This is a genomic window from Streptomyces sp. NPDC127097 (genome assembly GCF_042724075.1).
Lineage (GTDB): Bacteria > Actinomycetota > Actinomycetes > Streptomycetales > Streptomycetaceae > Streptomyces.
In genome coordinates, this window is sequence record NZ_JBHXFI010000037.1 from 43,462 (window position 1) to 66,606 (window position 23,145).

At 71.8% G+C, this 23,145-nt stretch carries 23 protein-coding genes and 1 pseudogene; 13 read left to right on the forward strand and 11 right to left on the reverse strand.

Annotated elements, in window-relative coordinates; translation table 11 throughout:
* Positions 1 to 35: 35 nt before the first annotated feature.
* The gene (locus ACFWJW_RS25270) at positions 36 to 440 is read right to left on the reverse strand and encodes a hypothetical protein (protein ID WP_387245637.1); all 405 of its coding nucleotides are present in this window, start codon (positions 438 to 440) and stop codon (positions 36 to 38) included.
* Complete coding sequence (locus ACFWJW_RS25275; protein ID WP_387245725.1) at positions 437 to 637, reverse strand: hypothetical protein; 201 nt, start codon at positions 635 to 637, stop codon at positions 437 to 439. The genes ACFWJW_RS25270 and ACFWJW_RS25275 overlap by 4 nt, the downstream gene beginning before the upstream one ends.
* A gap of 67 nt (positions 638 to 704) precedes the next feature.
* On the opposite strand from ACFWJW_RS25275, the gene ACFWJW_RS25280 reads away from it, so the two are divergent.
* Positions 705 to 1,364 (forward strand): TetR family transcriptional regulator, encoded by a 660-nt coding sequence (locus tag ACFWJW_RS25280; RefSeq protein WP_387245640.1) that lies wholly within the window; start codon positions 705 to 707, stop codon positions 1,362 to 1,364.
* A gap of 21 nt (positions 1,365 to 1,385) precedes the next feature.
* Here ACFWJW_RS25280 and ACFWJW_RS25285 read toward each other — a convergent pair whose 3' ends face one another.
* Positions 1,386 to 2,633 carry a M6 family metalloprotease domain-containing protein gene (locus ACFWJW_RS25285; protein ID WP_387245643.1) on the reverse strand — a complete coding sequence of 416 codons (1,248 nt, stop codon included), beginning with the start codon at positions 2,631 to 2,633 and terminating at the stop codon, positions 1,386 to 1,388.
* Positions 2,634 to 2,910: 277 nt separating this feature from the next.
* On the opposite strand from ACFWJW_RS25285, the gene ACFWJW_RS25290 reads away from it, so the two are divergent.
* Together ACFWJW_RS25290 and ACFWJW_RS25295 are read left to right on the forward strand one after the other, a co-directional pair.
* Entirely contained in the window at positions 2,911 to 3,573 is a 663-nt protein-coding gene (locus ACFWJW_RS25290; RefSeq protein WP_387245646.1) for a TetR/AcrR family transcriptional regulator, read from the forward strand.
* A gap of 154 nt (positions 3,574 to 3,727) precedes the next feature.
* Positions 3,728 to 5,266 carry an MFS transporter gene (locus ACFWJW_RS25295; RefSeq protein ID WP_387245649.1) on the forward strand — a complete coding sequence of 513 codons (1,539 nt, stop codon included), beginning with the start codon at positions 3,728 to 3,730 and terminating at the stop codon, positions 5,264 to 5,266.
* A gap of 91 nt (positions 5,267 to 5,357) precedes the next feature.
* Here the strand turns inward: ACFWJW_RS25295 and ACFWJW_RS25300 are convergent, their stop codons facing one another.
* Complete coding sequence (locus ACFWJW_RS25300; RefSeq protein WP_387245652.1) at positions 5,358 to 5,855, reverse strand: MarR family winged helix-turn-helix transcriptional regulator; 498 nt, start codon at positions 5,853 to 5,855, stop codon at positions 5,358 to 5,360.
* Between the two features lie 203 nt (positions 5,856 to 6,058).
* On the reverse strand, positions 6,059 to 7,090 hold the full coding sequence (locus ACFWJW_RS25305) for a questin oxidase family protein (protein WP_387245655.1): 1,032 nt from the start codon (positions 7,088 to 7,090) through the stop codon (positions 6,059 to 6,061).
* 41 nt (positions 7,091 to 7,131) lie between these two features.
* Here ACFWJW_RS25305 and ACFWJW_RS25310 point away from each other — a divergent pair, with 41 nt between their 5' ends.
* Positions 7,132 to 7,677: a pyridoxamine 5'-phosphate oxidase family protein gene (locus ACFWJW_RS25310; RefSeq protein ID WP_387245658.1), complete on the forward strand. Its 546-nt coding sequence runs from the start codon at positions 7,132 to 7,134 to the stop codon at positions 7,675 to 7,677.
* Positions 7,678 to 7,695: 18 nt separating this feature from the next.
* On the opposite strand, the gene ACFWJW_RS25315 is transcribed toward ACFWJW_RS25310, so the two are convergent.
* The 3 genes from ACFWJW_RS25315 to ACFWJW_RS25325 form a co-directional block, all read right to left on the reverse strand.
* A complete protein-coding gene (locus tag ACFWJW_RS25315; RefSeq protein WP_387245661.1) occupies positions 7,696 to 8,235 on the reverse strand; it encodes a PPOX class F420-dependent oxidoreductase in 540 nt (179 codons plus the stop codon).
* 73 nt (positions 8,236 to 8,308) lie between these two features.
* Positions 8,309 to 8,875 (reverse strand): hypothetical protein, encoded by a 567-nt coding sequence (locus ACFWJW_RS25320; RefSeq protein ID WP_387245664.1) that lies wholly within the window; start codon positions 8,873 to 8,875, stop codon positions 8,309 to 8,311.
* Between the two features lie 125 nt (positions 8,876 to 9,000).
* Complete coding sequence (locus tag ACFWJW_RS25325) at positions 9,001 to 9,600, reverse strand: GNAT family N-acetyltransferase (protein WP_387245666.1); 600 nt, start codon at positions 9,598 to 9,600, stop codon at positions 9,001 to 9,003.
* Between the two features lie 185 nt (positions 9,601 to 9,785).
* Between ACFWJW_RS25325 and ACFWJW_RS25330 the strand changes: the two genes are divergently transcribed.
* The 8 genes from ACFWJW_RS25330 (at position 9,786) to ACFWJW_RS25365 (ending at position 19,196) form a co-directional block, all read left to right on the forward strand.
* The gene (locus ACFWJW_RS25330) at positions 9,786 to 10,787 is read left to right on the forward strand and encodes an RNA polymerase sigma factor RpoD/SigA (protein WP_387245669.1); all 1,002 of its coding nucleotides are present in this window, start codon (positions 9,786 to 9,788) and stop codon (positions 10,785 to 10,787) included.
* 306 nt (positions 10,788 to 11,093) lie between these two features.
* A complete protein-coding gene (locus ACFWJW_RS25335; protein ID WP_387245719.1) occupies positions 11,094 to 11,876 on the forward strand; it encodes a DeoR/GlpR family DNA-binding transcription regulator in 783 nt (260 codons plus the stop codon).
* A complete protein-coding gene (gene pfkB, locus ACFWJW_RS25340) occupies positions 11,873 to 12,820 on the forward strand; it encodes a 1-phosphofructokinase (protein ID WP_387245672.1) in 948 nt (315 codons plus the stop codon). The genes ACFWJW_RS25335 and pfkB overlap by 4 nt, the downstream gene beginning before the upstream one ends.
* Positions 12,821 to 12,997: 177 nt before the next feature.
* Complete coding sequence (locus ACFWJW_RS25345; protein ID WP_387245675.1) at positions 12,998 to 15,151, forward strand: fructose-specific PTS transporter subunit EIIC; 2,154 nt, start codon at positions 12,998 to 13,000, stop codon at positions 15,149 to 15,151.
* Positions 15,152 to 15,337: 186 nt separating this feature from the next.
* On the forward strand, positions 15,338 to 16,189 hold the full coding sequence (locus ACFWJW_RS25350) for a helix-turn-helix transcriptional regulator (RefSeq protein WP_387245678.1): 852 nt from the start codon (positions 15,338 to 15,340) through the stop codon (positions 16,187 to 16,189).
* Complete coding sequence (locus tag ACFWJW_RS25355) at positions 16,165 to 16,461, forward strand: DUF397 domain-containing protein (RefSeq protein ID WP_387245681.1); 297 nt, start codon at positions 16,165 to 16,167, stop codon at positions 16,459 to 16,461. The genes ACFWJW_RS25350 and ACFWJW_RS25355 overlap by 25 nt, the downstream gene beginning before the upstream one ends.
* Positions 16,462 to 16,547: 86 nt before the next feature.
* The gene (locus ACFWJW_RS25360) at positions 16,548 to 18,017 is read left to right on the forward strand and encodes a hypothetical protein (RefSeq protein ID WP_387245683.1); all 1,470 of its coding nucleotides are present in this window, start codon (positions 16,548 to 16,550) and stop codon (positions 18,015 to 18,017) included.
* 306 nt (positions 18,018 to 18,323) lie between these two features.
* On the forward strand, positions 18,324 to 19,196 hold the full coding sequence (locus tag ACFWJW_RS25365; protein WP_387245721.1) for an NAD(P)-dependent oxidoreductase: 873 nt from the start codon (positions 18,324 to 18,326) through the stop codon (positions 19,194 to 19,196).
* 169 nt (positions 19,197 to 19,365) lie between these two features.
* On the opposite strand, the gene ACFWJW_RS25370 is transcribed toward ACFWJW_RS25365, so the two are convergent.
* On the reverse strand, positions 19,366 to 20,709 hold the full coding sequence (locus ACFWJW_RS25370; RefSeq protein ID WP_387245685.1) for an Ig-like domain-containing protein: 1,344 nt from the start codon (positions 20,707 to 20,709) through the stop codon (positions 19,366 to 19,368).
* Between the two features lie 81 nt (positions 20,710 to 20,790).
* A pseudogene (locus ACFWJW_RS25375) lies at positions 20,791 to 21,710 on the reverse strand (CoA transferase).
* A gap of 293 nt (positions 21,711 to 22,003) precedes the next feature.
* Here ACFWJW_RS25375 and ACFWJW_RS25380 point away from each other — a divergent pair.
* A complete protein-coding gene (locus ACFWJW_RS25380) occupies positions 22,004 to 22,369 on the forward strand; it encodes a hypothetical protein (RefSeq protein ID WP_387245687.1) in 366 nt (121 codons plus the stop codon).
* A 71-nt stretch (positions 22,370 to 22,440) separates the two neighbouring features.
* On the opposite strand, the gene ACFWJW_RS25385 is transcribed toward ACFWJW_RS25380, so the two are convergent.
* Positions 22,441 to 23,064 (reverse strand): YIP1 family protein, encoded by a 624-nt coding sequence (locus ACFWJW_RS25385; RefSeq protein ID WP_387245689.1) that lies wholly within the window; start codon positions 23,062 to 23,064, stop codon positions 22,441 to 22,443.
* Positions 23,065 to 23,145: the final 81 nt, after the last annotated feature.

The following is a 23,145-nucleotide window of genomic DNA, read 5'->3' on the forward strand; positions in this document are numbered from 1 at the left end:
GGCGTGGTCCGGGGGAGGGGGGCCGCCGTTGGGGGTCAGCCGCCGATGTGCCAGCTGACTGTGCCGTCCGTGGTGGTGAGGAGGGCGAGGATGAGGAGGTCGGTGGCGCCGAGGGTGAGGCCCAGGAGGGCGCGGCCGCGGCGGGTGGTGCCGCGGGTCAGGGCCAGGGTGCCGAGGACCAGGGCGCAGGGGCCGAGGAGGAGGTTGAGGACCAGGGTGCCGAGCAGGCCGAGGATGAAGGAGGCCACGGCCATGCCGTCCGCGTGACGGCGGAGGCGGGAGGTGGCCGGGTCGGCGGGCCGGGCGGGCCGGGCCGGCTGGGCCGGGTCGGCGGGCCGGGCCCCCTCGGTGGGCTGGGCCGGATGAGTCCCCTCGGTGGGCTGGGCTCCCTCGGCCGGCTGGGCCGGTGTTGTGTGGATGGCTTTGCTGAGCGTGGTCATCGGGAGGTCACCTCGTCGTTGTGGCGGCGTTCGCGGAGGAAGAAGACGAGCAGCCAGCCGGCGATGACGGCGGCCGCGGCGAGGGTGACCGGGACGGGGAGGTGTGCCGCGGTGCCCAGCAGGATCCCCATCAGGAGGAGGGCTGCGACGAGGAAGAGCATGATCTTCCTTTCCGATTCCAGAGGACAGTTGTTCACTCAGTTCCTTCAGTCTACGACCGCCGCCGGGTGGAGTAGTTCGGAGAACGGTTGTTTACTGGATGACATGAGTCACAGTCTTGGAGTCCGGCAGGCCCAGAAACAGAAGACCCGTCAGGCGTTGCTCGACGCGGCGCTCGGGCTGCTGGAGGAGCAGAGCCTGAGCAGCCTGGGGTTGCGGGAGGTCACGCGGGTGGTGGGGGTCGCCCCGACCGCGTTCTACCGGCACTTCCGGGACATGGGGGAGCTGGGTGTCGCCCTGGTCGAGGAGGCGTTGGGGAGTCTGCATGTGATGGTGCGGGCGATCCTCGCCGAGCAGGACGGGGCCGAGGAGCGGATCGACCGTACTGTCGCGGTCGTACAGCAACATGTGCGCCACCATCCGCTGCACATCCGGTTCGTGGCGCGTGAGCGGCACGGCGGGGTGCGGGATGTGCGGCTGGCCATCGCGGGGGAGCTGGACCGGTTCGCGGAGGAGGTCGCGGCGGCGCTCAAGTCCCAGCCGGTGTCGGAGGGCTGGCGCGATGACGATGTGCGGATGCTGGCCGAGCTGTACGTGGACCGCTTGGTGACGACGGCCGCGGCGCTGCTCGATGCCGAGGCGGACGGCGCGGAGGGGGCGGCCGAGCAGGTCGTACGGGTGGCACGGCGTCAGCTGCGGCTGATCAGCGTCGGCCGGCGGCACTGGCTGGCGGAGGGGAGGGGGAAGGGGGAGGGAGGGGAGTAAGGCGGGACTTTGTGGACACACCTAGGCGCGTGCCGGGGTTACGCGTACGCGGTAGGTGCCGTCCGGGTTTTCCGTGAGGACCGTGACGGCTGCGCCGGTGGTGCGGTCGGTGTAGGTGTCGCCGGGGCGGAAGGTGGCGTCGGTCAGTTCCGGGTCGACGTATTTGTTGTCGCGGTAGCAGCCGCCGCTGTGCGGGGTGGCGTCCACGACGCGGAGCGGGCCGCGGCCCGAGGGCACGTGGGTGGCGACGCGGTAGATGAGGACGCCGGGGCGGCAGACCGTCGGGTCCAGGAGGCCGCGGGTGCGGGCCTCGGCCACCAGGGCGGTGTGCGGGGAGGTCGGGATGACGACGATCTTGGTGCCGCCGCGGGCGGAGACCGGGGTGAGGGTGTGCTCGCCGGGTGTGCCGCGGTGGGGGACGCAGTGCACCTGATCGGCGGAGAGCCAGCCGAGTTTCCACTTGTGCCAGCCGACGAAGTCATTGCTCGGCCCCCAGTCCTCGTCCATCGGGTCCCAGTGCCCTGCGGGGGGCGGGGCGTCGCGGCCGTCCGTGAAGTAGAGGTCGGGCAGGCCGAAGCTGTGGGCGTTCTCGTGGTTGAGGACGCGGAAGGCGCTCACCCCGGTTTGCCGGCTCCAGATGAATGACGCATTCCGGAACGGCACCCCGTCGTCGGTCCGCAGCCCCATGTCGCCCCCGCTGAAGGTCACCGAGAGGACCGTACGGGTGGCGGGCGGCCCCGCGTTGGGGGTGGCGATGATGTTGATGACGTCGTAGTCGCGGAAGTCGACGAGGGGGTCGACAGTGCGTACGACTTCCCGGGAGAGGGCGTGGTAGCCGCCGTCCGAGGCCGGGTCGAAGCCGGCGCCGCGCTGGATGCCGTACGCCGCGAGCGGCCGGGACATCCGGATCCACCGGAGCAGCGGCCTGGGGTGGTAGGTCAGCCGGCCGTACGAGCTGGTGCGGAAGTAGTCCGTCGCGGCCGGGAAGAACTCGGCGAAGCGCTCGTCGGGGGACATCGTGGCGCGGGCGTCCGGGAAGTCGATGAAGAGGGTGAGCGCCTCCACGGTGCCGGACGAGCGGGAGAAGCCGGCGGGGGTCTCGGCGGATTCGGCGACGTCGTCGCTGATGCCGCGCAGCGCACACGGGCCGCTGGGCGGGGCGCCGGGCACCGAGGGTATGGCTACGGCGCTGGGCGGTGAGCCCAGGGCTATGGCCGCGGCGGCGGTGGCCGCGCCTGCGGCCAGGACCGCGGAGACCTTGTGCTTCATATCGATCACCTTGGGTCGGCGGGTGATCGCTCGCGCGCGGGATTACGTCAACTGGAGTCATGGCGGGGTCGGGTGGGGGCGGGGAGAGGCGGACCTGCCCGCCGGCCAAGGATGTGGCCCAGGTCACGTACAGGCATGGAAATATCCGGGGACGGTGTCCCCGTTTAACCAGGCGTCCGGGTGAAACGGGGAGCCGGTCCCCGGTTCATGCGGGTTATCGATACCGCACCGGGACCCAGCCGTCGGATGCACCGACAGAGAAGAGGAGCGAGCCGCCGTGACCGCCGTCGCCGCAGGGGTGAAGTCCGGGAAGCAGGAGCAGCAGCCCCGGCTGCGGGCCGATGCACTGCGCAACCGGGAGCGGATCATCGCGGCCGCCCGCGAGACGATGGTCGAGTTCGGGGCCGAGGTCCCGCTCGATGAAATCGCCCGGCGCGCGGGTGTCGGCAATGCGACGCTCTATCGTCACTTCGCCGATCGCCTGGAGTTGATCCACCACGTCACGCTGTCCGTCATGTCCCGTACGGCGGACCGCGCGGAGAGCGCCCTTGCCGAGGAGCCCGATGCCTTCCAGGCGCTGCGGCGCTTCGTCCACGCCGCGGTGGAGGAGCGGATCGGGGCGTTGTGCCCGCTGCTCTCCGATGGCGTCGACCGGGACCATCCCGAGCTGTGCGCGGCGCGGGACCGTCTCGAAGCGGCCGTCGAGGCCGTCATGGGCGCCGCACGCGACAGTGGTCAGCTGCGCACCGACATCGCCGTCGGTGACCTGATGGTCGCGATCACCCAGCTCACCCGTCCGCTGCCGGGCAGCCGCTGTCCGAACTTCGACCAGTTCGTGCACCGGCATCTGCAACTGTTCCTGGACGGCCTCCAGGCCCCCGCCCGCTCCGAACTCCCCGGCGCCGCCGCCACTTTGGATGACTTGAGGCGCCGCTCGTAAGCCGGCGGGCGCCGCACCGCCGACCGTCACCCCCCTCCCCGTCCATCCTTCGCCCCTCTCTCCGTCCCGTCTCCTTCACTCCCCTCCATTCCCCTCCCCTCCCCGTCCCGTCCTTCGCTCTCGTTCGCTCACGCACCAGTAGGTGGATCCCGCCATGCCTGAAACAGCCCCGTCCGTCGATCCCCGGCGCTGGAAAGCGCTGATATTCATCGCTCTCGCCCAGCTGATGGTCGTGCTCGACGCGACCATCGTGAACATCGCGCTGCCCTCCGCCCAGCAGGATCTCGGCATCAGCGACGCCAACCGGCAGTGGGTGATCACCGCCTACGCACTGGCCTTCGGCGGTCTGCTGCTCTTCGGCGGGCGCGTCGCCGACCTGTGGGGACGGAAGCGGACCTTCATCATCGGGCTGGTCGGATTCGCGGTCGCCTCCGCGCTCGGCGGGGCCGCGGGCGACCAGGGGATGCTGTTGGGCGCGCGTGCCCTCCAGGGCGTCTTCGGTGCGCTGCTGGCGCCGGCCGCGCTGTCGCTGCTCGCGGTGACCTTCACCGAGGCCAGGGAGCGGGCCAAGGCGTTCGGCATCTTCGGTGCGATCGCCGGTGGTGGCGGCGCCGTGGGGCTGATCCTCGGCGGGGTGCTGACCGAGTACATGAACTGGCGCTGGACCTTCTTCGTCAACATCCCGTTCGCCGTGGTCGCCGCGACCGGCGCCTTCCTGGTCATCCGTGAGCCCGCGGAGGGCCGTAACCCGTCCCGGCTGGACATCCCCGGCGTCATCCTGGCCACCCTCGGCCTGGTCTCGCTGGTCTACGGGTTCACCCGCGCCGAGTCGGACGGCTGGCTGGCCGGGCCGACGCTCGGTCTGTTCGCCGCGGCGGCCGTGCTGCTGCTGGCGTTCGTGCTGGTCGAGGCGAGGGTGAAGGCCCCGCTGCTGCCGCTGCGGGTGCTCACCGACCGGAACCGCGCCGGTGTCTACGCCTCGCTGGGCCTGGCCGTGATCGGCATGTTCGGCCTCTTCCTCTTCCTGACCTACTACCTCCAGATCGTGAAGGGCTACACCCCGGTCACCACCGGCCTGGCCTTCCTCCCGATGATCGTCGGCATGGTCACCGGCTCCACGCAGATCGGCGCCCGGCTGATGACCCGCGTCCGCCCGCGGCTGCTGATGGCGCCCGGTTTCACGGTCGCCGCGCTCGGCATGCTGGTGCTGACCCGGATCGATCTGGACACGTCCTACCCCGCGCTGATCCTGCCCGGCTTCCTGCTGATGGGCCTGGGCATGGGTACGGCGTTCATGCCGGCCATGTCGCTGGCCACGCACGGTGTCCAGCCGCGCGACGCCGGTGTCGCCTCCGCGATGGTCAACACCTCGCAGCAGGTGGGCGGCGCGATCGGTACGGCGCTGCTGAACACCATCGCGGCCAGCGCCACCACCGCGTACGCCACCTCGCACGCGACCGGTGCGCGCTCGGCCGACCTGCTCAAGCTCCAGTCGATGGTGCACGGCTACAGCACCGCCATCTGGTGGGCGGTCGGCATCCTGGCCCTGGCGGGCGTGATCGCCTTCACCTTCATCAACACCGGGCGGCCGGGTGCCGGTTCACCGGCGGCCTCCTCGGCCGACGGCGAGAGCACGGTCCTGGGCTCGTCGGAGGGCGACGGCCAGGTCCAGGTGCCGGTGATGGCGCACTGAGCGGGCGGCTACGGGCCGTACGGCGTCCCGCTGGGGCGCCGTACGGCCCGTGGCTCACACGGCGTCGGCCGCTCCCGGTTCCGCTGATCCGTCAGCGCAGCCAGGGGAGGTCGGCGCCTTTCGGTTGCAGCCCTTCGGTCATCACTTGGCAGATCTCGGCGAGTTGGCCGACCTGCTCCGGGGAGAGGCGGTCGAAGATCGCGGAGCGTACGGCGGCGACATGTCCGGGGGCGGCCTTCTCCAGGACCCGCATCCCCTCGTCCGTGAGCAGGGCGTTCTGGCCCCGCTTGTCGGACGGGCAGTTCTCGCGCCGTACCCAGCCGTTCCGCTCCAGGCGCGCGACCGCGTGCGAGAGCCGGGAGCGGGTGATCTTGGCGTTCTGAGCCAGCTCGGTCATCCGCATCCGGCGCCGCGGTGCCCGGGAGAGCTGGACGAGCAGGCCGTAGTAGACGTGCGGCATCCCCGCGTCCCGTTGCAGCTGGCGGTCGAGGTGGTCCTCCAGGAGCGTGGTGGCGTGGAGGTAGCACTGCCAAGCGAATTGCTCCTCGTCGCTGAGCCAGCGCGGCTCGGCTGCGGGTTCGTTGCTCATACCATCCACTCTCTCACCACTCGGAGAGTTATTTAAGTTTTAACAACGTCTCTTTATGCCCAAATCCGGACACTTGAAACTTCAAGCATGTGGTCATGTCGATGCTGCGGTCATCCGCACCCACTACTGCCAAGTGTGACGCCGTGGAGCAGCGATGTGCGTAAAGGGCGGCCCACGATCTGCCGGCATCCGCGGGCCGGCCGTCAGTCGGCCTGGTCGATCAGTGCCATGGCGTTCAGGGCGGCCGACAGGGCGCGGGCATCGCCGTCCTCGGAGGCCGCCGCGACGTCCAGAGCGGTGTCGGCGAACTTGATCACATGCTCGTCGCCGTGGGTGACCGCCCGCGCGAAGACCTCCTCGGATGTGAGCCCCTCGGCGCTCGGTGCCGGGCGCGCGGTGTCCGCGGCGTACAGCGTGGTGAGCGCGGAGGCCGCTGCCCAGGCCACCGCGAACGAGCTCGCCCAGAGCTCCCGGGGGAGCGCGGGCAGGGTGCGCAGCACCGCGTTCGGCGCGGTGGCGGCGTGCACCAGCAGGATGCCGTGACCATGGCCGTGGTCCGCGTAGTTGAGGGTGGCGGCCCGTACGAGCGCGGTCAGGCCCTCGCGTGCGGCTTCCGGGTCCTCGGGGACGTGCAGCGATTCGGGGGTGCTCAACCAGCCGGAGATGTGCGGGAGTTGGGCGTAGCCGTTCAGGGGTGTCAGGTTCCGCCCGGTGATGCGGGGGAGGGCGGTCAGGGTCTCGGCCGGGGTGGCGCTGCCCTGGGGGCGCACCGTGGTGGGCAGCAGCAGATGGCGGGCGGCCCAGTAGCCGAGGGCGTGCGCGAGCTCCGCGATCCGTGCCTCGTCCTCCCCCTCCGACAGCAGGCTGCGTACGGCATGGCCCACGCGGATGACGGGGTGGGTGGCGGCGCCGGCGATGCCGGGCAGCAGCCGCGGCCACCACTCGGCGAGGAGCGCACGCCAGGGGCGCTCGGCGATCCGCTCGGTGAAGTAGCCGGTCCAGTCGGTGACCCGGCCCGGATCGCCCAGTGCCTGCTGCCAGTTGGCGTCGGTGATACGGCCTCGCGGAGCCGGTACGTCCTCCAGCTTCCGCGCGTAGGTGTCTAGCCAGCGGTGGACGGTCCGGGCCTGGCCGTTACGGACCATGGCTTCGACGGCCATCGGGCCGTGGTTGCTCAGATAGCCCCCGAACTCGGGGCCGGCGGTGTGCAGCGGCTCCCCGCGTCCCGTAGCCATACCGGACAGGAGGTGTCGGGTATCGGGGGGAGGGTGCTGCCATGACGCGTGAGAGCAGTAGTGGGGAAGGTGTCGGGAGTGGTGTGGGCGGTGCGGTCGGCTGGTCGGGGGTGGAGGCGGCGGTTCCGGAACTCGCCCGGCGGGTGCGGGAGCGGTTCGGGGCGCACCGGCATCACGTCCTGGCGACCGTACGGAAGGACGGCGCGCCGCGGCTCACCGGTCTGGAGGCGGACTTCCGCCACGGGGAACTGTGGCTGGGCATGATGACCGGCTCCCGGAAGGTCGCCGATCTGCGGCGCGACCCCCGGTTCTCGCTGCATGCCAATCCGGGGCCGGGCGCCGATCTGGCGGGCGGGGACGTACGGGTGTCCGGGCGGGCCGTGGAGGTGACCGACCCTGATCAAGTCGCGCGCTACGCGGCGGCGGTGCAGCCACCGGAGCCGTTCCATCTGTTCCGCGCGGAGCTGACGGAGGTGGTGCGGACGTCCACCGAGCGCCCGTATTTGGTGGTGGAGATCTGGGCGCCGGGGCGGGGGTCGCGCATCATCCGGCGGACCTCCAACGACCCGGCGCAGCAGGTGGAGTGAGGGGGCGGGCGGCCTGGCTCAGCGGATGTCGCGGGCCCGGGGGCGGCCGTCGTCGGGTTCGAGGTGCCAGCTGATGACGCGGTGCGGATGGACGCGGATCACGTCGTTGCTGAAGAAGTCGGGGGCCATCGGCGGCGCGTCGAGGGTCAGCAGTTCGGCCCGGCCGCGGATCTCCACGCCGCGGCCCCAGCCGGGCGCGACCGGGTCGTCGGCCGGGGCCATGTCGTCGATGACCAGGGAGACTTCGGGGCGGGCCTGGGCGTTGCGGTACTTCTGACTGCGCCGCAGTGCGGGCCCGCCGATGTCGAGGGTGTCGTCGTCGTTCAGCACGAAGCCGACCGGGCGTACCTGGGGCCCGCCGCCGGGCCCGATGGTCGCCAGACGGGCCAGTGGCCGGCCGGCGAGGTAGGCGCGCTCCGTGGGAGTGAAGACCTTGCCGGCGGTGCCGGGGGCGGACGCCGTCGTGGCGGGCGGGGCGGCGGCGTCCGGTGCCGAGGCGTCCGACGTATCCGAGGCGTCCGAGGTGTGCGGCGTCGAGCCGTGGGAGGGCGTGGTCATGTCGCTGACGCTAGGACCTCAAGTGCAATTGAGGTCAAGGGCGGGCTCTCGGTTGAGGTCAAGGGGCGGGCCCTCAGTGGGTGGCCGCCGGCAGTCGGTGGGCCCGGTCGCGCTTGGGCGGGTGCTGCTCGTGCGGCCGGTGGAGGCCGTGGGGCTCGCGGACGCGGTGGGTGCGGAAGACGTAGAGGGCGGCCACGAACATCACGGCGCCCATGGTGAGGCCGAAGGCGCACGACTTGAGGATCGCTTCGCCGCCGAGGCTGTAGACCCAGCCCATCGAGCAGCCGAAGAGCACACCGTAGGCGGCCGCCCGGGTCTCGGTGATCAGGGTCGACTGGAAGTGGGCCACCACCAGGCCCAGTACGCCCGACACCACCGCCCCGGCCAGCCCGTACAGCACGGCCTGACCGCCCTTGATGCCGGCGGTGTGGGTGCGGAAGATGATGAAGCAGCCGAAGGCGATCGCCGTGATGATCGGCAGTGTCACCGTCGGCGGGAGGTGCCTGGCCCGTTCCTTCATCCCGGCCATTCCCGAGGCCCGCGGCAGCGCACGGGCGTCGGTCGTCGCGCCGTGTTCGGGTTCGACGGTGCCGTGGGAGCGGGCGGCCCTCGCGCCGTGCCGCTGGGCGTGCTGGTCCATGGCGGGCTCCTCTCGGTTCCCCCCGCTGCCCCTCCTGTCCAGGCGACACCCGGGCGCCGCCCGCGGCAACCGGAACGGCGGGCGACGCTGCCGGGGGCGGCGCGGGGAGCCGGCGACCGGAGGGTTCAGCCCAGGTCCTTCTGGTACCAGGCCACGTCCCAGTAGCGGTCGAATTTGCGGCCCACCTCCGTGTACGTACCGATGTGCCGGAAGCCGAAGCGGGTGTGGAGGCGGGTGGATGCCTCGTTCGGCTGGGTGATCCCGGCGTAGGCGCGGTGCACGTCCTCGTCGGCCAGCGCCTCGAACAGGGCCTTGTACAGGAGCGTGCCGATGCCGCGGCCGGCGGCGTCCGGGGCGCAGTAGACGGTGACCTCGACGGACGGGGCGTAGGCGGCCTTCGGGCGGAACGCGCTGCTGGTGGCGTAACCGAGCAGCGTGCCGGCCGGGTGCCCGGGCCCGGGGGCCGCCGGGCCCGCGGAGAGACCGTGCGCCGGCCCGTTGTGCGGGTTTTTCGTCCGTTCTGTCGCCTCTTGGGCAACCAGAAGACGGTGCGGGCCGTCTTGGGGATGGGAGAGCAACCACGGGCGGCGCTGGTCCGGAGTGAAGGGCTCCAGGTCGAACGTGATGGAGGTCTCACGGATGTAGTGATTGTAAAGATCAGTAAGGGCTGGAAGGTCCGCTTCGACGCCCGCTCTGACCTGCACTTCCCCGTGTTGTTGCAGCATGTGGCCTCCTTAATGGGGCCGCAGGGTACTGCATGATCAGAAAAATAGCGGGGCCTCCTGGGAATTCTGTCCGGATTCCAGCCGTTGTTTCCTTCGGACGGGCCTCGCGGCGAGCATCGGCTTCGATGCCACCATCCGGCCCGCCCACCGTCCCGCGACCGACTCATCGCAAAGGGAGCACACGCATGGCAACCCGTGCCGTCGCCCGCCGTCAGGAAAGCAGCAGCGGTTCTGACGGGGCCCACAGTGTTCGCGCCGTAGGCGGGGAGATCGCCGACCGCGACCTGGTCGGCATGTACCTCGACGAGATCGCGCGTACGCCACTGCTCGACGCGGCCAAGGAGGTGGAGCTGTCCCAGACCATCGAGGCGGGCGTCTACGCCCAGCAGATCCTGGACGGCGAGGTCACCGACGGCAATGCCGCAGGCGCCGGCCGCGAGGAGCTGGCGGCGCTGGTCGAGGAGAGCGCCAGGGCCAAGGACGTCTTCATCCGTTCCAACCTCCGCCTGGTGGTGGCCGTCGCCCGCCGCTACCCGCGCGCCGGGCTTCCCCTGCTGGACCTCATCCAGGAGGGCAACGCCGGTCTGGTGCGTGCCGTGGAGAAGTTCGACTACACCAAGGGCTTCAAGTTCTCGACGTATGCGACGTGGTGGATCCGCCAGGCCATCACCCGCTCCATCGCCGACCAGTCACGCACGATCCGGCTGCCCGTGCACCTCGTCGAGGAGCTGGGCCGAATACGCCGGGTGCAGCGCGAGTTCAACCGCGAGAACGGCCGGGACCCGGAGCCGGCGGAGGTCGCCGGCGAGCTGGGCTCCACGCCCGCCCGCGTCACCGACGTTCTCGACTGGGCGCGCGACCCGGTCAGCCTCAACATGTCCGTGGACGACGACGGCGACACCCAGTTCGGCGATCTGCTGGAGGACACCTCCGCGGCCTCGCCCGAGCAGTCCGTGCTCACGCTGCTGCGCAGCGAGGAGCTGGAGGACCTGATCGACCGTCTCGACCACCGCACCGCCTCGATCATCAAGGCCCGCTACGGCATCGAGGACGGCCGCGAGCGCACGCTGACCGAGGTCGGCAAGCAGCACGGCCTGACCCGTGAGCGGATCCGCCAGATCGAGAAGCATGCGCTGCTGGAGCTGAAGCGGATGGCGCATGACACGGGATTCGACGCGGCCGCGTAGCGAGTGCGTGGGTGCGCGGGTGCGCGCACCGAGAGCCGAGGTCTGGTCTGTGACGGACGAGCCCCGACGCCCCTCAAGGCGTCGGGGCTCCGTCGCGTCCGGAGTCGCCGGAGTCGCCGGAGCCGCCGGAGCCGCCGGAGCACCGGCACCTCCCCCGAGTAGGTCTCCGTTCCCCCGAGAAGATCTCCCTCCCCCGAGTAGATGTCTGTTTGAGTCCGTCTGACGCCCGGATCTGTTTACTTCACGAGGATCCGGACGTAGCATCGCGCTGGAACCACAGGATCGGGCATGAACGGACACACGCTGATGTACGCACCGGAGCGCCAGCAGGAGATTCTGCGGCTCGCCCGTGAGGGCGGCCGGGTCGATGTGCTCTCCCTCGCGGAGGAGTTCCAGGTCACCGCCGAGACCGTGCGGCGCGATCTGAAGGCCCTGGACCGGGCCGGCCTGGTGCGCAGGGTGCACGGCGGAGCCATCCCGGCCGGCCGGCTGGACTTCGAGCCCGACCTCGCCGAACGGGACGCCGTCGCCGCCGACGAGAAACAGCGCATCGCCCGGGCCGCGCTCGCCGAGCTCCCCGGCGGCGAGGGCGGGGCCGGCAGCTCCGGGAGCGTGATCCTGGACGCCGGCACCACCGCCGCCCGGCTCGCCGCCGAGATCCCGCTGGAGGCCGAGCTGACCGTCGTCACCCACGGTCTGCCGGTCGCCGCGCGGCTGGCCGACCACCCCGGGCTCACCCTCCACCTCGTGGGCGGCCGCATCCGGCGCCGCACGCGGGCCGCGGTCGACGACTGGGCGCTCCGCGCCTACCGCGAGATCAACGCCGATGTGCTGTTCCTCGCGACCAACGGCTTCTCCCCCGACGGCGGACTGACCACCCCCGACCTTGCGGAGGCCGCCGTCAAGCGGACGCTGATCACCGCCGCCCGCCGGGTGGTCCTCCTCGCCGACTCCGCCAAGTTCGGGCAGCAGCACTTCGCCCGCTTCGGCGAGCTGTCGGACGTGGACCTGCTCATCACCGACACCGGGCTGAGCCCCGACGACGCCCTCGCCATCGAGCGCGCGGGCACGGAAGTAGTACGCGCATGATCCTCACCGTCACCCCCAACCCCAGCCTGGACCGTACGTACGAGATCCCGGCGCTGGACCGCGGGGCCGTGCTCCGGGCCACCGGCGACCGGATCGACCCCGGCGGCAAGGGCGTCAATGTCTCGCGCGCGGTCGCCGCAGCCGGACACCGCACCCTCGCCGTGCTCCCGGTCGGCGGACCCGCCGGCGCGGCGCTGGCCGGGCTGCTGAGCGCCGAGGGCATCGAGGTGGCGGGGGTGCCGGTGGCCGGCCAGACCCGCTCCAACATCTCCGTCGCCGAACCCGACGGCACCCTCACCAAGATCAACGCGACCGGCCCCGAGCTGACCGCCGAGGAGTCGGAGGAGCTGCTCGCCACGGTCGGCGAGCGGTCCGTGGGCGCCGACTGGATCGCCTGCTGCGGCAGCCTCCCGCGCGGCCTGGCCCCCGAGTGGTACGCGGAGCTGGTCGCCCGCACCCACCGGGTCGGCGCCCGGATCGCCCTGGACACCTCGGGTCCCTCGCTGACCGCGGCGCTGCGCGAACGCCCCGACGTCGTCAAGCCGAACGCCGAGGAGCTCGCCCAGGCCGTCGGCCGCCCGCTCACCACCCTCGGCGACGTGGTCAAGGCCGCCGAGGAACTGCGCGCCCGGGGCGCCCGCGCCGTACTGGCCTCCCTGGGAGCCGACGGCCAGCTCCTGGTCGACGAGGAAGGCGCCTACTACGGCAGCGCCCCGGTCACCGCCGTCCGCAGCAATGTCGGCGCGGGCGACGCCTCACTGGCGGGCTTCCTCACCGCGGGCGGCACGGGCCCGAGGGCGCTGGCCGTCGCCCTGGCCCACGGCGCGGCCGCCGTCCAGCTCCCCGGCAGCCAGATGCCGACCCCGGACGACCTGGACCCGGCCGCCGTCCGGACCACCGACGCGATCCCGTTCGACCGGCCGCTCACGGAGCCGGCGCCATGAGCAGCGCGCACCGGGCCGGCGCCGTGACCGCCGCGTACGGAGCAGGGGTTGCCGGGTCCGCGGCCCATCCCCGCCTCCCCTCCGCCGTTCGCCCGGCCCGCCCCGGGCGGCGCCTCAGCCACCCCCCGTCCCGTCCCCACCGCCCGCACGGCGGTACCGCGTGCAAGGGAGCCCGCGATGAGTGAGCTGATCACCGCGGAACTGGTCGACCTCGACCTGTCCGCAGAAACGAAGGAAGCCGCCGCCCGGTCCCTGGCCGAACGGATGGCCGCCTCCGGTCGCGTCACCGATCTGGAGGGCTTCCTCGCGGATGTCGCCGCACGCGAGGCCCAGATGCCGACCGGTCTGGACGGCGGGATCGGCATTCCGCACTGCCGCAGCGAGCACGTCACGGAGCCGACGCTGGCCTTCGGACGCAGCGCCTCCGGTATCGACTTCGGCGCGCCGGACGGCCCCGCCGACCTGGTCTTCCTGATCGCGGCCCCGGCAGGCGGCGACGCCGACCATCTGTCGATCCTCTCGACCCTCGCCCGGCATCTGATGGACGAGACCTTCACCGGCGCGCTGCGGTCCGCCACGGCCCCGGAGCGTGCGGCGGCGCTGATCCGGGGGGACGAATCGGGGGCGGCCGAGGGGGATGCGGAGCCGGAGTCTGCGGCGGCCGGGGCGGAGGCGGAACCGCCCGCGACCGTGGCGGCGGTCGGCGGGACGCCCACCGCGGCGGCTGACGAGCGGCCCACTGCGGCGGTCGACGAGATGCCCACTGCTGCGGCCGCCGAGCCGGCCGCCGAGCCGGGCGCCGAGCCCGCCCCCGCCCAGTCCGCTACCGAGCCCGCCACCGAGCCCGCTCCCACCCCCTTCCGCATCGTCGCCATCACCTCCTGCCCCACCGGCATCGCGCACACCTACATGGCCGCCGAGTCGCTGGAGAAGGCCGGCCAGGCCGCCGGTGTCGAGGTGTTCGTCGAGACCCAGGGCTCGGCCGGGTTCCAGCGGCTCGACCCGCAGCTCATCGCGGACGCGGACGGCGTGATCTTCGCGCATGACGTCGAGGTCCGGGAGAAGGAACGCTTCGCCGGGAAGCCGACCGTCGACGTCGGAGTGAAGGCGGGCATCAACCGCCCCGCCGAACTCATCGCCGAAGTACGGCAGAAGGCCGCACACGGCGAGACCAGCGCCCCGGCGCGGGCCACCGCCCCCATGGACAAGGGCGCCGAGCCGGGCGACAACTTCGGCACCCGGCTGCGCAAGTGGCTGATGACCGGCGTCAGTTACATGGTGCCGTTCGTCGCCGCGGGCGGCCTGCTCATCGCGCTCGCCTTCGCCATCGGCGGCTACACGATCAACAAGGCGCCGTCCGTCGCCGAGCACTTCCTCTGGACCGAGTCCGCCAGCTGGGCGGCGCTGCTCTTCCAGATAGGCAGCGTCGCGTTCGGCTTCCTCGTCCCCGTCCTGGCCGGCTTCATCGCGTACGGCATGGCGGACCGGCCGGGCCTGGTCCCGGGCTTCGTCGGCGGCGCCATCGCGCTCACCATCAACGCGGGCTTCCTCGGTGGCCTGATCGCCGGCCTGCTCGCGGGCGCCGTGGTGATGGCGATTCAGCGGGTCCGTATCCCACCGGTGCTGCGCGGCATCATGCCGGTGGTGGTCATCCCGCTGATCTCCGCGGCGATCGTCGGCTTCCTGATGTTCCTGGTGATCGGCAAGCCGATCGCCGCGCTGCAAAAGGGCCTGACGGACTGGCTGTCCGGACTCACCGGCGCCAACGCGATCATTCTGGGCGTGATCCTCGGCCTGATGATGTGCTTCGACCTCGGCGGCCCGCTCAACAAGGTGGCGTACGCCTTCGCGGTCGGCGGCCTCGCCAACCCCAACGAGGGCAGCCTCAAGGTCATGGCCGCGGTGATGGCGGCCGGCATGGTCCCGCCGCTGGCGATGGCGCTGGCCACGACCGTCCGGGGCCGGCTCTTCACCAAGGCCGAACGGGAGAACGGCAAGGCGGCCTGGGTGCTCGGCGCCTCCTTCATCACCGAGGGCGCGATCCCCTTCGCCGCCGCCGACCCGCTGCGCGTCATCCCCTCCGCGATGGCCGGCGGCGCGGTCACCGGAGCCCTGTCGATGGCCTTCGGCTGCACCCTCCGCGCCCCGCACGGCGGCATCTTCGTCGTCCCCCTGATCGGCCAGCCCTTCCTCTACCTCCTCGCCATCGCCGCGGGCGTGGGCGTCAGCACCGCCCTGGTGATCCTCCTCAAGGGCCTGCGGAAGCCGTCCCCCACCCAGCCGGCGCCTTCCCCGGCCGACACCCCGAACGAGGTACCGGCGGCCGCCTGATCGCTGCCGCTTCTGTCTGCCGCCTCTGTCTGCCGCCGTTTCCCTGCCCGAGCCCCTGGCGGACCACTACCGTGCGTATTCCGGCCCTTACGGGAATGGGGCCGGAATTGGGCACGAATGCCGCTCGTCCGCGGTAATTCGTCGCCACGCACCGTTAGTTCCACACCTTCCACGGAGGAGGTCGCCATGCCGCCGAGGCGAGCGGTCACCGGTCGGAGCCAGGAGCCGCGCCAGCGCTACGTAGAAGAGCTGCGATTACTACGCGCCCAGAAAGGCGACAGTCTCCGGCAGCTCGGCGAGGCGCTGGGGTGGGACTGGTCGCTGTTCGGGAAGATGGAGAGCGGCCAGACCTTGGGCGGCCCGGAGGTGGCGCAGGCCCTGGACCAGTACTACGGGACAGCTGGACTGCTGCTGACGCTCTGGGAGTTGGCGGCGGGGGATCCTACGCAGTTCAAGGAGCGGTACCGGCGCTTCATGGCTCTGGAGGCCAAGGCGGTGGGCATTCAGCAGTACTCTCCCGCCGTCGTGCCTGGTCTGCTCCAGACGGAAACATACGCCTACCGTTTGCTGGCCCGAGGTGGCCTCGTCCCGGGCGCCGACCTTGAGCAGCAAGTGGAGGCGCGGATGTACCGCCGCAGGGTGCTGTCCGATCCGGGGGCGCCGGAATTCCGGGCGATCCTCGATGAGGCCGTGCTGCGCCGGGGGCTGCTGGACTGCGCCGAATGGCAGGAGCAGCTGAAGCACCTCACGGAGGTCGCCGAGCAGCCCAATGTGACGCTCCAGATCCTCCCGTTCGCCGCGGGGCTGTGCGAGTTGCCCAACACGGACACCGCCCTCCTGCGTAGGCCCGAGGGGCGAACCACGGGCTGGGTGGAAACGGGATACGACGGTCAACTGGTCGAAGAAAACGCCCGAGTTGAGCGCCTTCAGTTCGGTTACGATCGGCTGCGCGACCATGCTCTGTCCCCGCGCGAGTCCGCGGAGTTCCTACTGCGCCTCCTGGAGGAAGTCCCATGTCCGTCCGCCGCCCCGAACTGAGCACCGTTACCTGGCGCAAGTCCAGCTACAGCAACCAAGAGGGCGGCGCGTGCGTCGAGGTCTCCGACGACCTCCTGACCACCGCCACCTGGCGCAAGTCCAGCCACAGCAACCCGGATGGGGGCAACTGCGTCGAGGTAGCCGACGGCCTCCCCGCCCTCGTCCCCGTCCGTGACAGCAAGGACCCCCACGGCCCCGCCCTCCTCTTCGGGGCGCCCGCCTGGGCATCCTTCGTCACCGCCGTGAAGAGCGGCGGGCTTCCCCGCGCCTGACCCCACACCCCGGTCCCAGGGGATCGGCCCGAAGGCACGGAGAAGATGACGGAATCCCCGGATACGGACAAGTTCGGAGCGTTCGGATGACGAGCGAGCAGCCGTCCGAAGTGACCGTGTCCAAGCCCGTCCGGACCGGCGGCCAGGAGCAGTCGGTTCCGGCCGGTGCCCGCAGCGGCCGGTGGGTGACCGTGGCCGCGCCCCTCGCGCTGGTGGCGCTCACCGCGGGATGGCTGTTTCTCGGGGCCGGGGGAGTGCGGACGGTCGCCGTCTGGCTTGCCTTCGGGGTGCTGGTGCTGTGCCTGGGGGCCGTCGGGGTGAGTGTGCTCAGGGCGGGTGCGGCCCGGGACCGTACCTACGCACGGGCGGTGCGGGCCGCCTCGTCGGCACCGGGAGGTGACCGCCCCGCCGGCCTCCCGGCGCGGCTGCACGGCACGCCCTGGCCGTCGGTCCGTGCCGTCGGCCTGCTCGTCGGACTGCCGACGCTGGTGTGCCTGTGGGCCGCGCTCGCGGTGGCGGAACCGGACGCCGGGGGCCGGGCGGCGGCGTTGCGCGAGGCCGGAGCGGTGACCCGCCAGCTCCGTATCACCGCCATCGAGCACGAGGTGACCGAGGGGCGCGGGCGGCAGGCGGACGCCACGGCCTGGTACACCGTCCTCCTTCCGCCGGCGAACGGGCAGCGGGGTGGCCGCGGGGTTCCGGCGAGCTTCACGGCGGACACCGAACGGCGCCAGGAGGTCGGCGGTGAGCTGTATGTCGGCTACGTCCCGGCGCACCCCGAGCTGGGGGCCGTTGGCGACGATCAACAGGCCGAGGTGGAACGGAAGCTGGCCGGGCGGACGGTGGAAGCCGCCACGTTCTGGGTGGTCGCCGGTATCTGGATCCTGGTGACCTTGGCCCTCTGCGCAGGCTGGTGGCGGGAGGGCGTCACGCGCCGGACTGCGTGCAGCACCGGCGAGGGCTGGGTCGCCCTGCGGGTCCGCGTCACGGGCGGCGGAAAGCACACCGACGCCCCGCCGGTCGAGGGCACGGATCAGGCAGCCGCGCGCGAACGCCGGGACAACACCCGGCAGCTGGAGTGTCTGCTGCTCGGTGTCGACGGCACGGACCGGACCGTTCCCTTCCACGGCGAGCTCTCCAGCACCGTCGCGGGTACCGTCCTGGCAGGGGCCTCAGGGCTGCTGGTGTGGCATCCGCAGCGGCGTCGGAGCAAGGACGTGCTCGCCGAGCTGATCGGCGATGACGGCTGGCAGTTGCCGGGTGCGCTGCCGGCCCGTGTGGCGGAGGACATGGCAGCGGCTGCGCCGGGCCCGGACCGCGGGGCGCTCCCCGGGGCCGGGCGGCAGGTCCGGCTGCTGGACCTCGGTGCCGGTTGGTCCGCCACCGTCCCGAAGCCGTTGCTGGCCGGCCTGGTCTGCTCGTTGGTGAGCATGGGGGCGCTGCTGGCCGTGCCGGACAACGGTGCGTGGCGGCTGTGGGCCGGTGCGGCCGGTCTGCTGGCACCGCTCGCCGCCCCGCTGGTAGGGGCGACCCGGGCCGCCCCCGACGGCGATTGACGGGTCGCACCGGACAGCGACCGAACGGGCCGTCGCAGCAGCGGCTGCCGGCCCGCCCCGGCGGCCACTGACCGACACCGGACGGGCCGTCCCTCCTGCGCGAGGGGCGGCCCGCCGTCTTGGCGGCCGCAGTCCGGCGAGGAGGGGCGTCCACTCACGGCCACCCACCTCAAGGTAAGTACGCACCAAAAAGTAGGTACTTGTCCCGCGCTGAGCCTCGGCCAAGACTGATGCAGCGGCCTCCGGAATCCCCCGGGCGGCCGCTGAATCATGCGCAATGAGGCGGGAGTTCGGTTCGTGACGACGATGAAGAAGCGTGTGGCGGTTCTTGGGCTGGGGAGTATGGGGGCGGCGCTGGCGGAGGCGCTGTTGGGGGCCGGGCATGAGGTGACCGTGTGGAACCGGACGCCCCATCGGGCCGAGGGGCTTGTGGCGCGTGGGGCGCGGCGGGCCGGGTCGGTGGCCGAGGCGGTCAGGGCCGGTGAGGTCGTGCTCGTCTGCATCCTCGATTACGGCGATATCGGTCCGCTGCTGGAGCAACAGGGCGGTGGGCGGGCGGCTTTGCAGGGGCGGGTGGTGGTCAATGTGACCAACGGGTCGCCCGAGGAGGCCCGTGCGATGGCGGAGCGGGTGACGGCTCTCGGGGCCGGCTACCTCGACGGCGGGATCATGGCCGTGCCCGAGATCATCGCGAGCCCGGAGGCGTTTGTGCTCTACAGCGGCTCGCGGGAGGCGTTCGAGGCGCACCGGGAGGTGCTGGACGCGTTCGCGCGCAGCGTCTACCTGGGCGAGGACCCCGGGCTCGCACCGCTGCACGACCTTGCGCTGCTGAGCGGCATGTACGGGATGTTCGGCGGCTTTCTGCACGCGGCCGCGCTGGTGCGCTCGGCGGGCGGTCCGGTGGCGGAGTTCACCACGACGCTGCTTCAGCCGTGGCTGGGGGCGATGGCCGGCGGTCTGCCCGCGATGGCGGCACAGATCGACTCCGGCGACTACACCGTCACCGGGTCCCCGCTTGCCATGCAGGCCGCGCACGACAGCATCGGGAAGGTCAGCCGCGCCCAGGGCGTCAGCCCGGAACTCTTCGCGCCGCTGTTCGCACTGATGGAGCGGCGGGTGGCGGACGGCCACGGCAGGGAGGGGCTGGCGGGCCTGGTGGAGCTGATGCACCCGCGCTGAGGCGTGCGGAGCGGTCCCGTACGGGCAAGGGAGCGGGGGTCCCGTACGGGCAAATGCTGAGCGGTCCCGTACGGGCAAAGGGGCAGCCGTCCCGTACGGGAAAGGCGGTGGCCGGCCCTCTACCAGGGGACCGGCCACCGCCTTCAGGTGTGCCTCGCGAACGCGTCCGTCAGGCCGCGCTGCCCGCCTTCCACTCGGACCAGGACATGTTCCAGCCGTTGAGGCCGTTGTCCGGCTTGACGGTCTCGTCCTTCGAGTTCTTGACGATGACGACATCGCCGATCAGGGACTGGTTGAAGAACCACTTGCCCGGGGTGTCGCCCCCGCCGCCCTTGTTGTCCCGCAGGCCGACGCAGCCGTGGCTGGTGCCGGCCTTGCCGAAGATGGACGGGTCGCCCCAGTAGTTGCCGTGGAGGAAGGTGCCGGAGGACGAGAGCCGCATGGCGTGCGGGACGTCGGGGATGTCGTACTCGCCCTTGCCGTCCTTCTTCTTGAAGCCGACCGTGGAGCCGTCCATACGGGTCTGCTCGAACTTCTCCGAGATCACCATCTGGCCGTTGTAGGTGGGGTTCTCGGGGCTGCCGCCGGAGATCGGCACGGACTTGAGGGTCTTGCCGTCCCGCTTGACCGTCATGGTCTGGGTGTTCATGTCGACGGTGGAGACCTGCGAGCGTCCGATGGTGAAGGACACCGTCTTGGACTGGACGCCGGTGATGCCCTGGCCGCCCTTGACCCCGTCCAGGTCGATCTTCATCGTGATCTTGGAGCCGGCCTTCCAGTAGTCCTCGGGCCGGAAGTCCAGGCGCTGGGCGCCGAACCAGTGGCCGACGACCTGCTGGCCGCTGCTGGAGGTCACCTGGATGTGGGACTGGACGTCCTTCTTGTTGGTGATCGCCTTGTCGAAGTTGAACGACACCGGCATGCCGACGCCGACGGTCTTGCCGTCGTCGGGGGTGTAGCTGCCGATGAAGCTGTTGGCGGAGGACACCGTCGTGAAGGAGGCGTTCTCGGTGGCGGCCCGGCCCTTGGCGTCCTTGGCCTTCGCCACGATCCGGTACTTGGTGCCGCGCTCCAGCTGCACACCCGGCTTCCAGGACTTGCCGTCCGGCGATATGGCGCCGGCGACGTCCTTGCCGTTCGCGTCGGTGAGCTTCACCTCGGTCAACTTGCCGTCGGTGACCTTCACACCGGTGTCGTTGATGCTGGCGTTGGTGGCGCCGTCGTCCGACGAGACCTTGATCTTGACGTCGGAGGCGTTCTTGGCGGCCGCGGCGTCCGCGCCGGCCTGGCCGTTCTTGCCGTCGTCGTTGCCACCGGCCGAGGCGTCCCCGCCACAGGCGGACAGGGTCAGCGCGCCGGCGGCGAACAGGGCCGTCACGGCGAGCGTGCGGCGCATCCGCCGGTTGCGGCGCGGCGTGCCCGGCGCCGGCTGCTCGACTGACGGGAGCAGCTGGTGCGGGGTGCGGGACCGAGCGGGCGCGGGGTTGTCCGGCGTTGTCACGAGCTGCTCCATAACAGGGGTGTTGTGATCCGTGCTGGTAAACAGCACGAGCGGGCGGATTTGGTTGCGGGTACGGCTCTCTTGTGATGAAGGTCACATACGCGGCGGCAAGGGGTCGTCGGATGGCCCTGACAGCCAGGTTCGCAGTGCCGTGCCGTGTTCGTCCAGGCGGGGTGGAGCGAAGGGTTGGGTCACCGGCGTCCCCGAGAGCCGGAGTGGGCTGGTGACTTGGGGGACGCGCCCCTCTCCGACCGTTTTCACCGGATCGAGACCGAGGCGCGCCGCCAACTCCAGGGCCTCGGAGACGGTGTTGACCGGACCGCACGGCACGGACGCGGCGGTCAGCCGCTCGGTCCAGCCGTGCGGGTGTAGGAGGCCAGTCGCCGCTCCAGCGCCTTGATGAGATCTGTACGGTTTTGCACCCGGTCCTCGTTGCGGGCGAACCGGACGTCCTCGGCGAGTTCCGGTGCGCCCAGTGCCCCCGCCAGCTCCCGGAACTGACGGTCATTGCCCACCGCCACCGCCAGCAGCTGCCCGTCGCGGCAGGCCGGCGTCTCGTACGGGGCGATGCTCGGATGGCGGTTGCCCATCGGGCCCGGGTCCCGGCCGGTGGCCAGATGGCCGGACGCCTGATTGACCAGCGAGCCCAGCAGCGACGAGAGCAGATTGACCTCGGGGCGGAAGTTCTCGATCAGTACGTCGGCCCGGCGCGCCAACTCGCGGGCCGCGGCCGCGTCGTCCGGGTCGCCGAGGTCGGCGAGCGTCGCGGCGGCCAGCGGTCCGGCCGGCACCCGGCTGAAGTCCGCGACGAGGATGCCGTCCAGGGCGCGGGCGGGCGGCGCGCCGGGCGGGGTGGCGTCGGCGGGTCCGGTGCCGGTGGGCCCGCTGCCGGGCGGCCGCGTGCCGGTGGGCCCGGCGGTGGCGACGGCGGGCGGCCGGGGCTGCGGCCGGTGCGGCTGCGGCTGCGGCTGCGGCACGTGCGTACTCCTCACGTCGCGGACGGGTGACGTCATCGTCCGGGACGATCTTCGCCGGGCGGAAGCCTCCGGGGTGTCCAACGGGGCGGGGGCAATACTGCCGGGGCGGCCTCATGGGGTGGCGCGTTCACGGGTCGTGCCGGAAATGTGGCGATATGTCATAGGAGATGTGTCACTTCGGGACGTACGGCTCAAGATCTTCTGTCGGAAGTCCCGGGGCGTGGTGTCTACTGGCCTCCGGGCTGTTTCTCTTCCGGATCGGCCCGGCTCAGTCCGCGGCGTCCACCGACAAGTCCTGGCCCAGCGCCTCACCCCTCCGGGAGGACCACATGCTTCCCTCCGCTTCGATTCTTCAGCAGATCAGCTTCGGCGTCCTTGTCGCCGTGGGCGTCATCTGGGCCATCGGGATCACCAGACTGCTGCGACGGGGCCGGTACGAGGCCGCCCTGCGGCGGGACCAGCGGGAGATGCGGGCACGGTACGCGTCGCGGGGACGCTTCGCGCCGGGTGGCCCGTTCGCCGCACCCGGGCCGGAGGGGCTGCCCGGAGCGGGGCTGCCCGCACAGCCGGAACTGCTCGGATCGGTGCCGCGGCAGACCGGGCCGGGCGGGCCGCCCTCGGAGTGCGTGGAGCTGAGCGCCGCCGAGCGGGCGGCCTTCGAGGGGCTCGTACGGCAGCTGACCAGCCGTAGTTGAGCCGGTCGTAGCCCTTGCGCCCGCCGTGACCGACCGGGTGGAGGGACCGGCCGCGTGGGCCGGCCCCGGATTCAGCGGACCGGGCCCAGCCGCAGCAGGGCCAGGGCGGCCAGCATCTGTACGGAGACCGCGGCCGCCGACTTCCACGTCGACAGATGGTGCTGGCCCCGTATGAGCAATATGGCGAGGACATAGCCGAAGCCCCAGGTCGTCCAGGTCGCGGCCTGGACGAAGGTGGCATCGGTCGGCAGCCAGGCGGCGATCGCCAGCCGCGGCAGATCCGTCACCCAGAAGAGCACGATGAACAGGCTCGCGGTCGGCGCGAAGCGGCCTATGCCGCCGAGCGTGCGGGCGATCGCATGGGCGACCGCGCCCAGCGCGAAGCTGGCGGCCAGCACCCCCGCCTCGGCCAGCCCGATGAGCTGGAGGCCCGCGATGCGGTCGACGGCCCACTGGGTGTGGAACGCGTCCACCGACAGCACCCCGATGGCACCGCTGATCAGCGACAGCAGCACCGCCGCGCTCCAGGCACTGCGGTCCCGTGCCTCGTCCAGCACCTCCACCGGGCGGTACCAGAGCCCGAATATCAGCCGGTGCCACCACAGTCGGCGACGAGGGGCCGGCTCGCGGGGGGCCGGCTGGACGAGCGTGGGCGGTGGCGGCTGGGAAGGCGGTGAGGGGGGCGGTGCGGACATAAGCCGTTTCTACCACCGGCCATTCCGGGGCGGCGCGGGGGCGTCGGGCGGGGCACGGCCGGTACGGGTGAGACGCTCTGC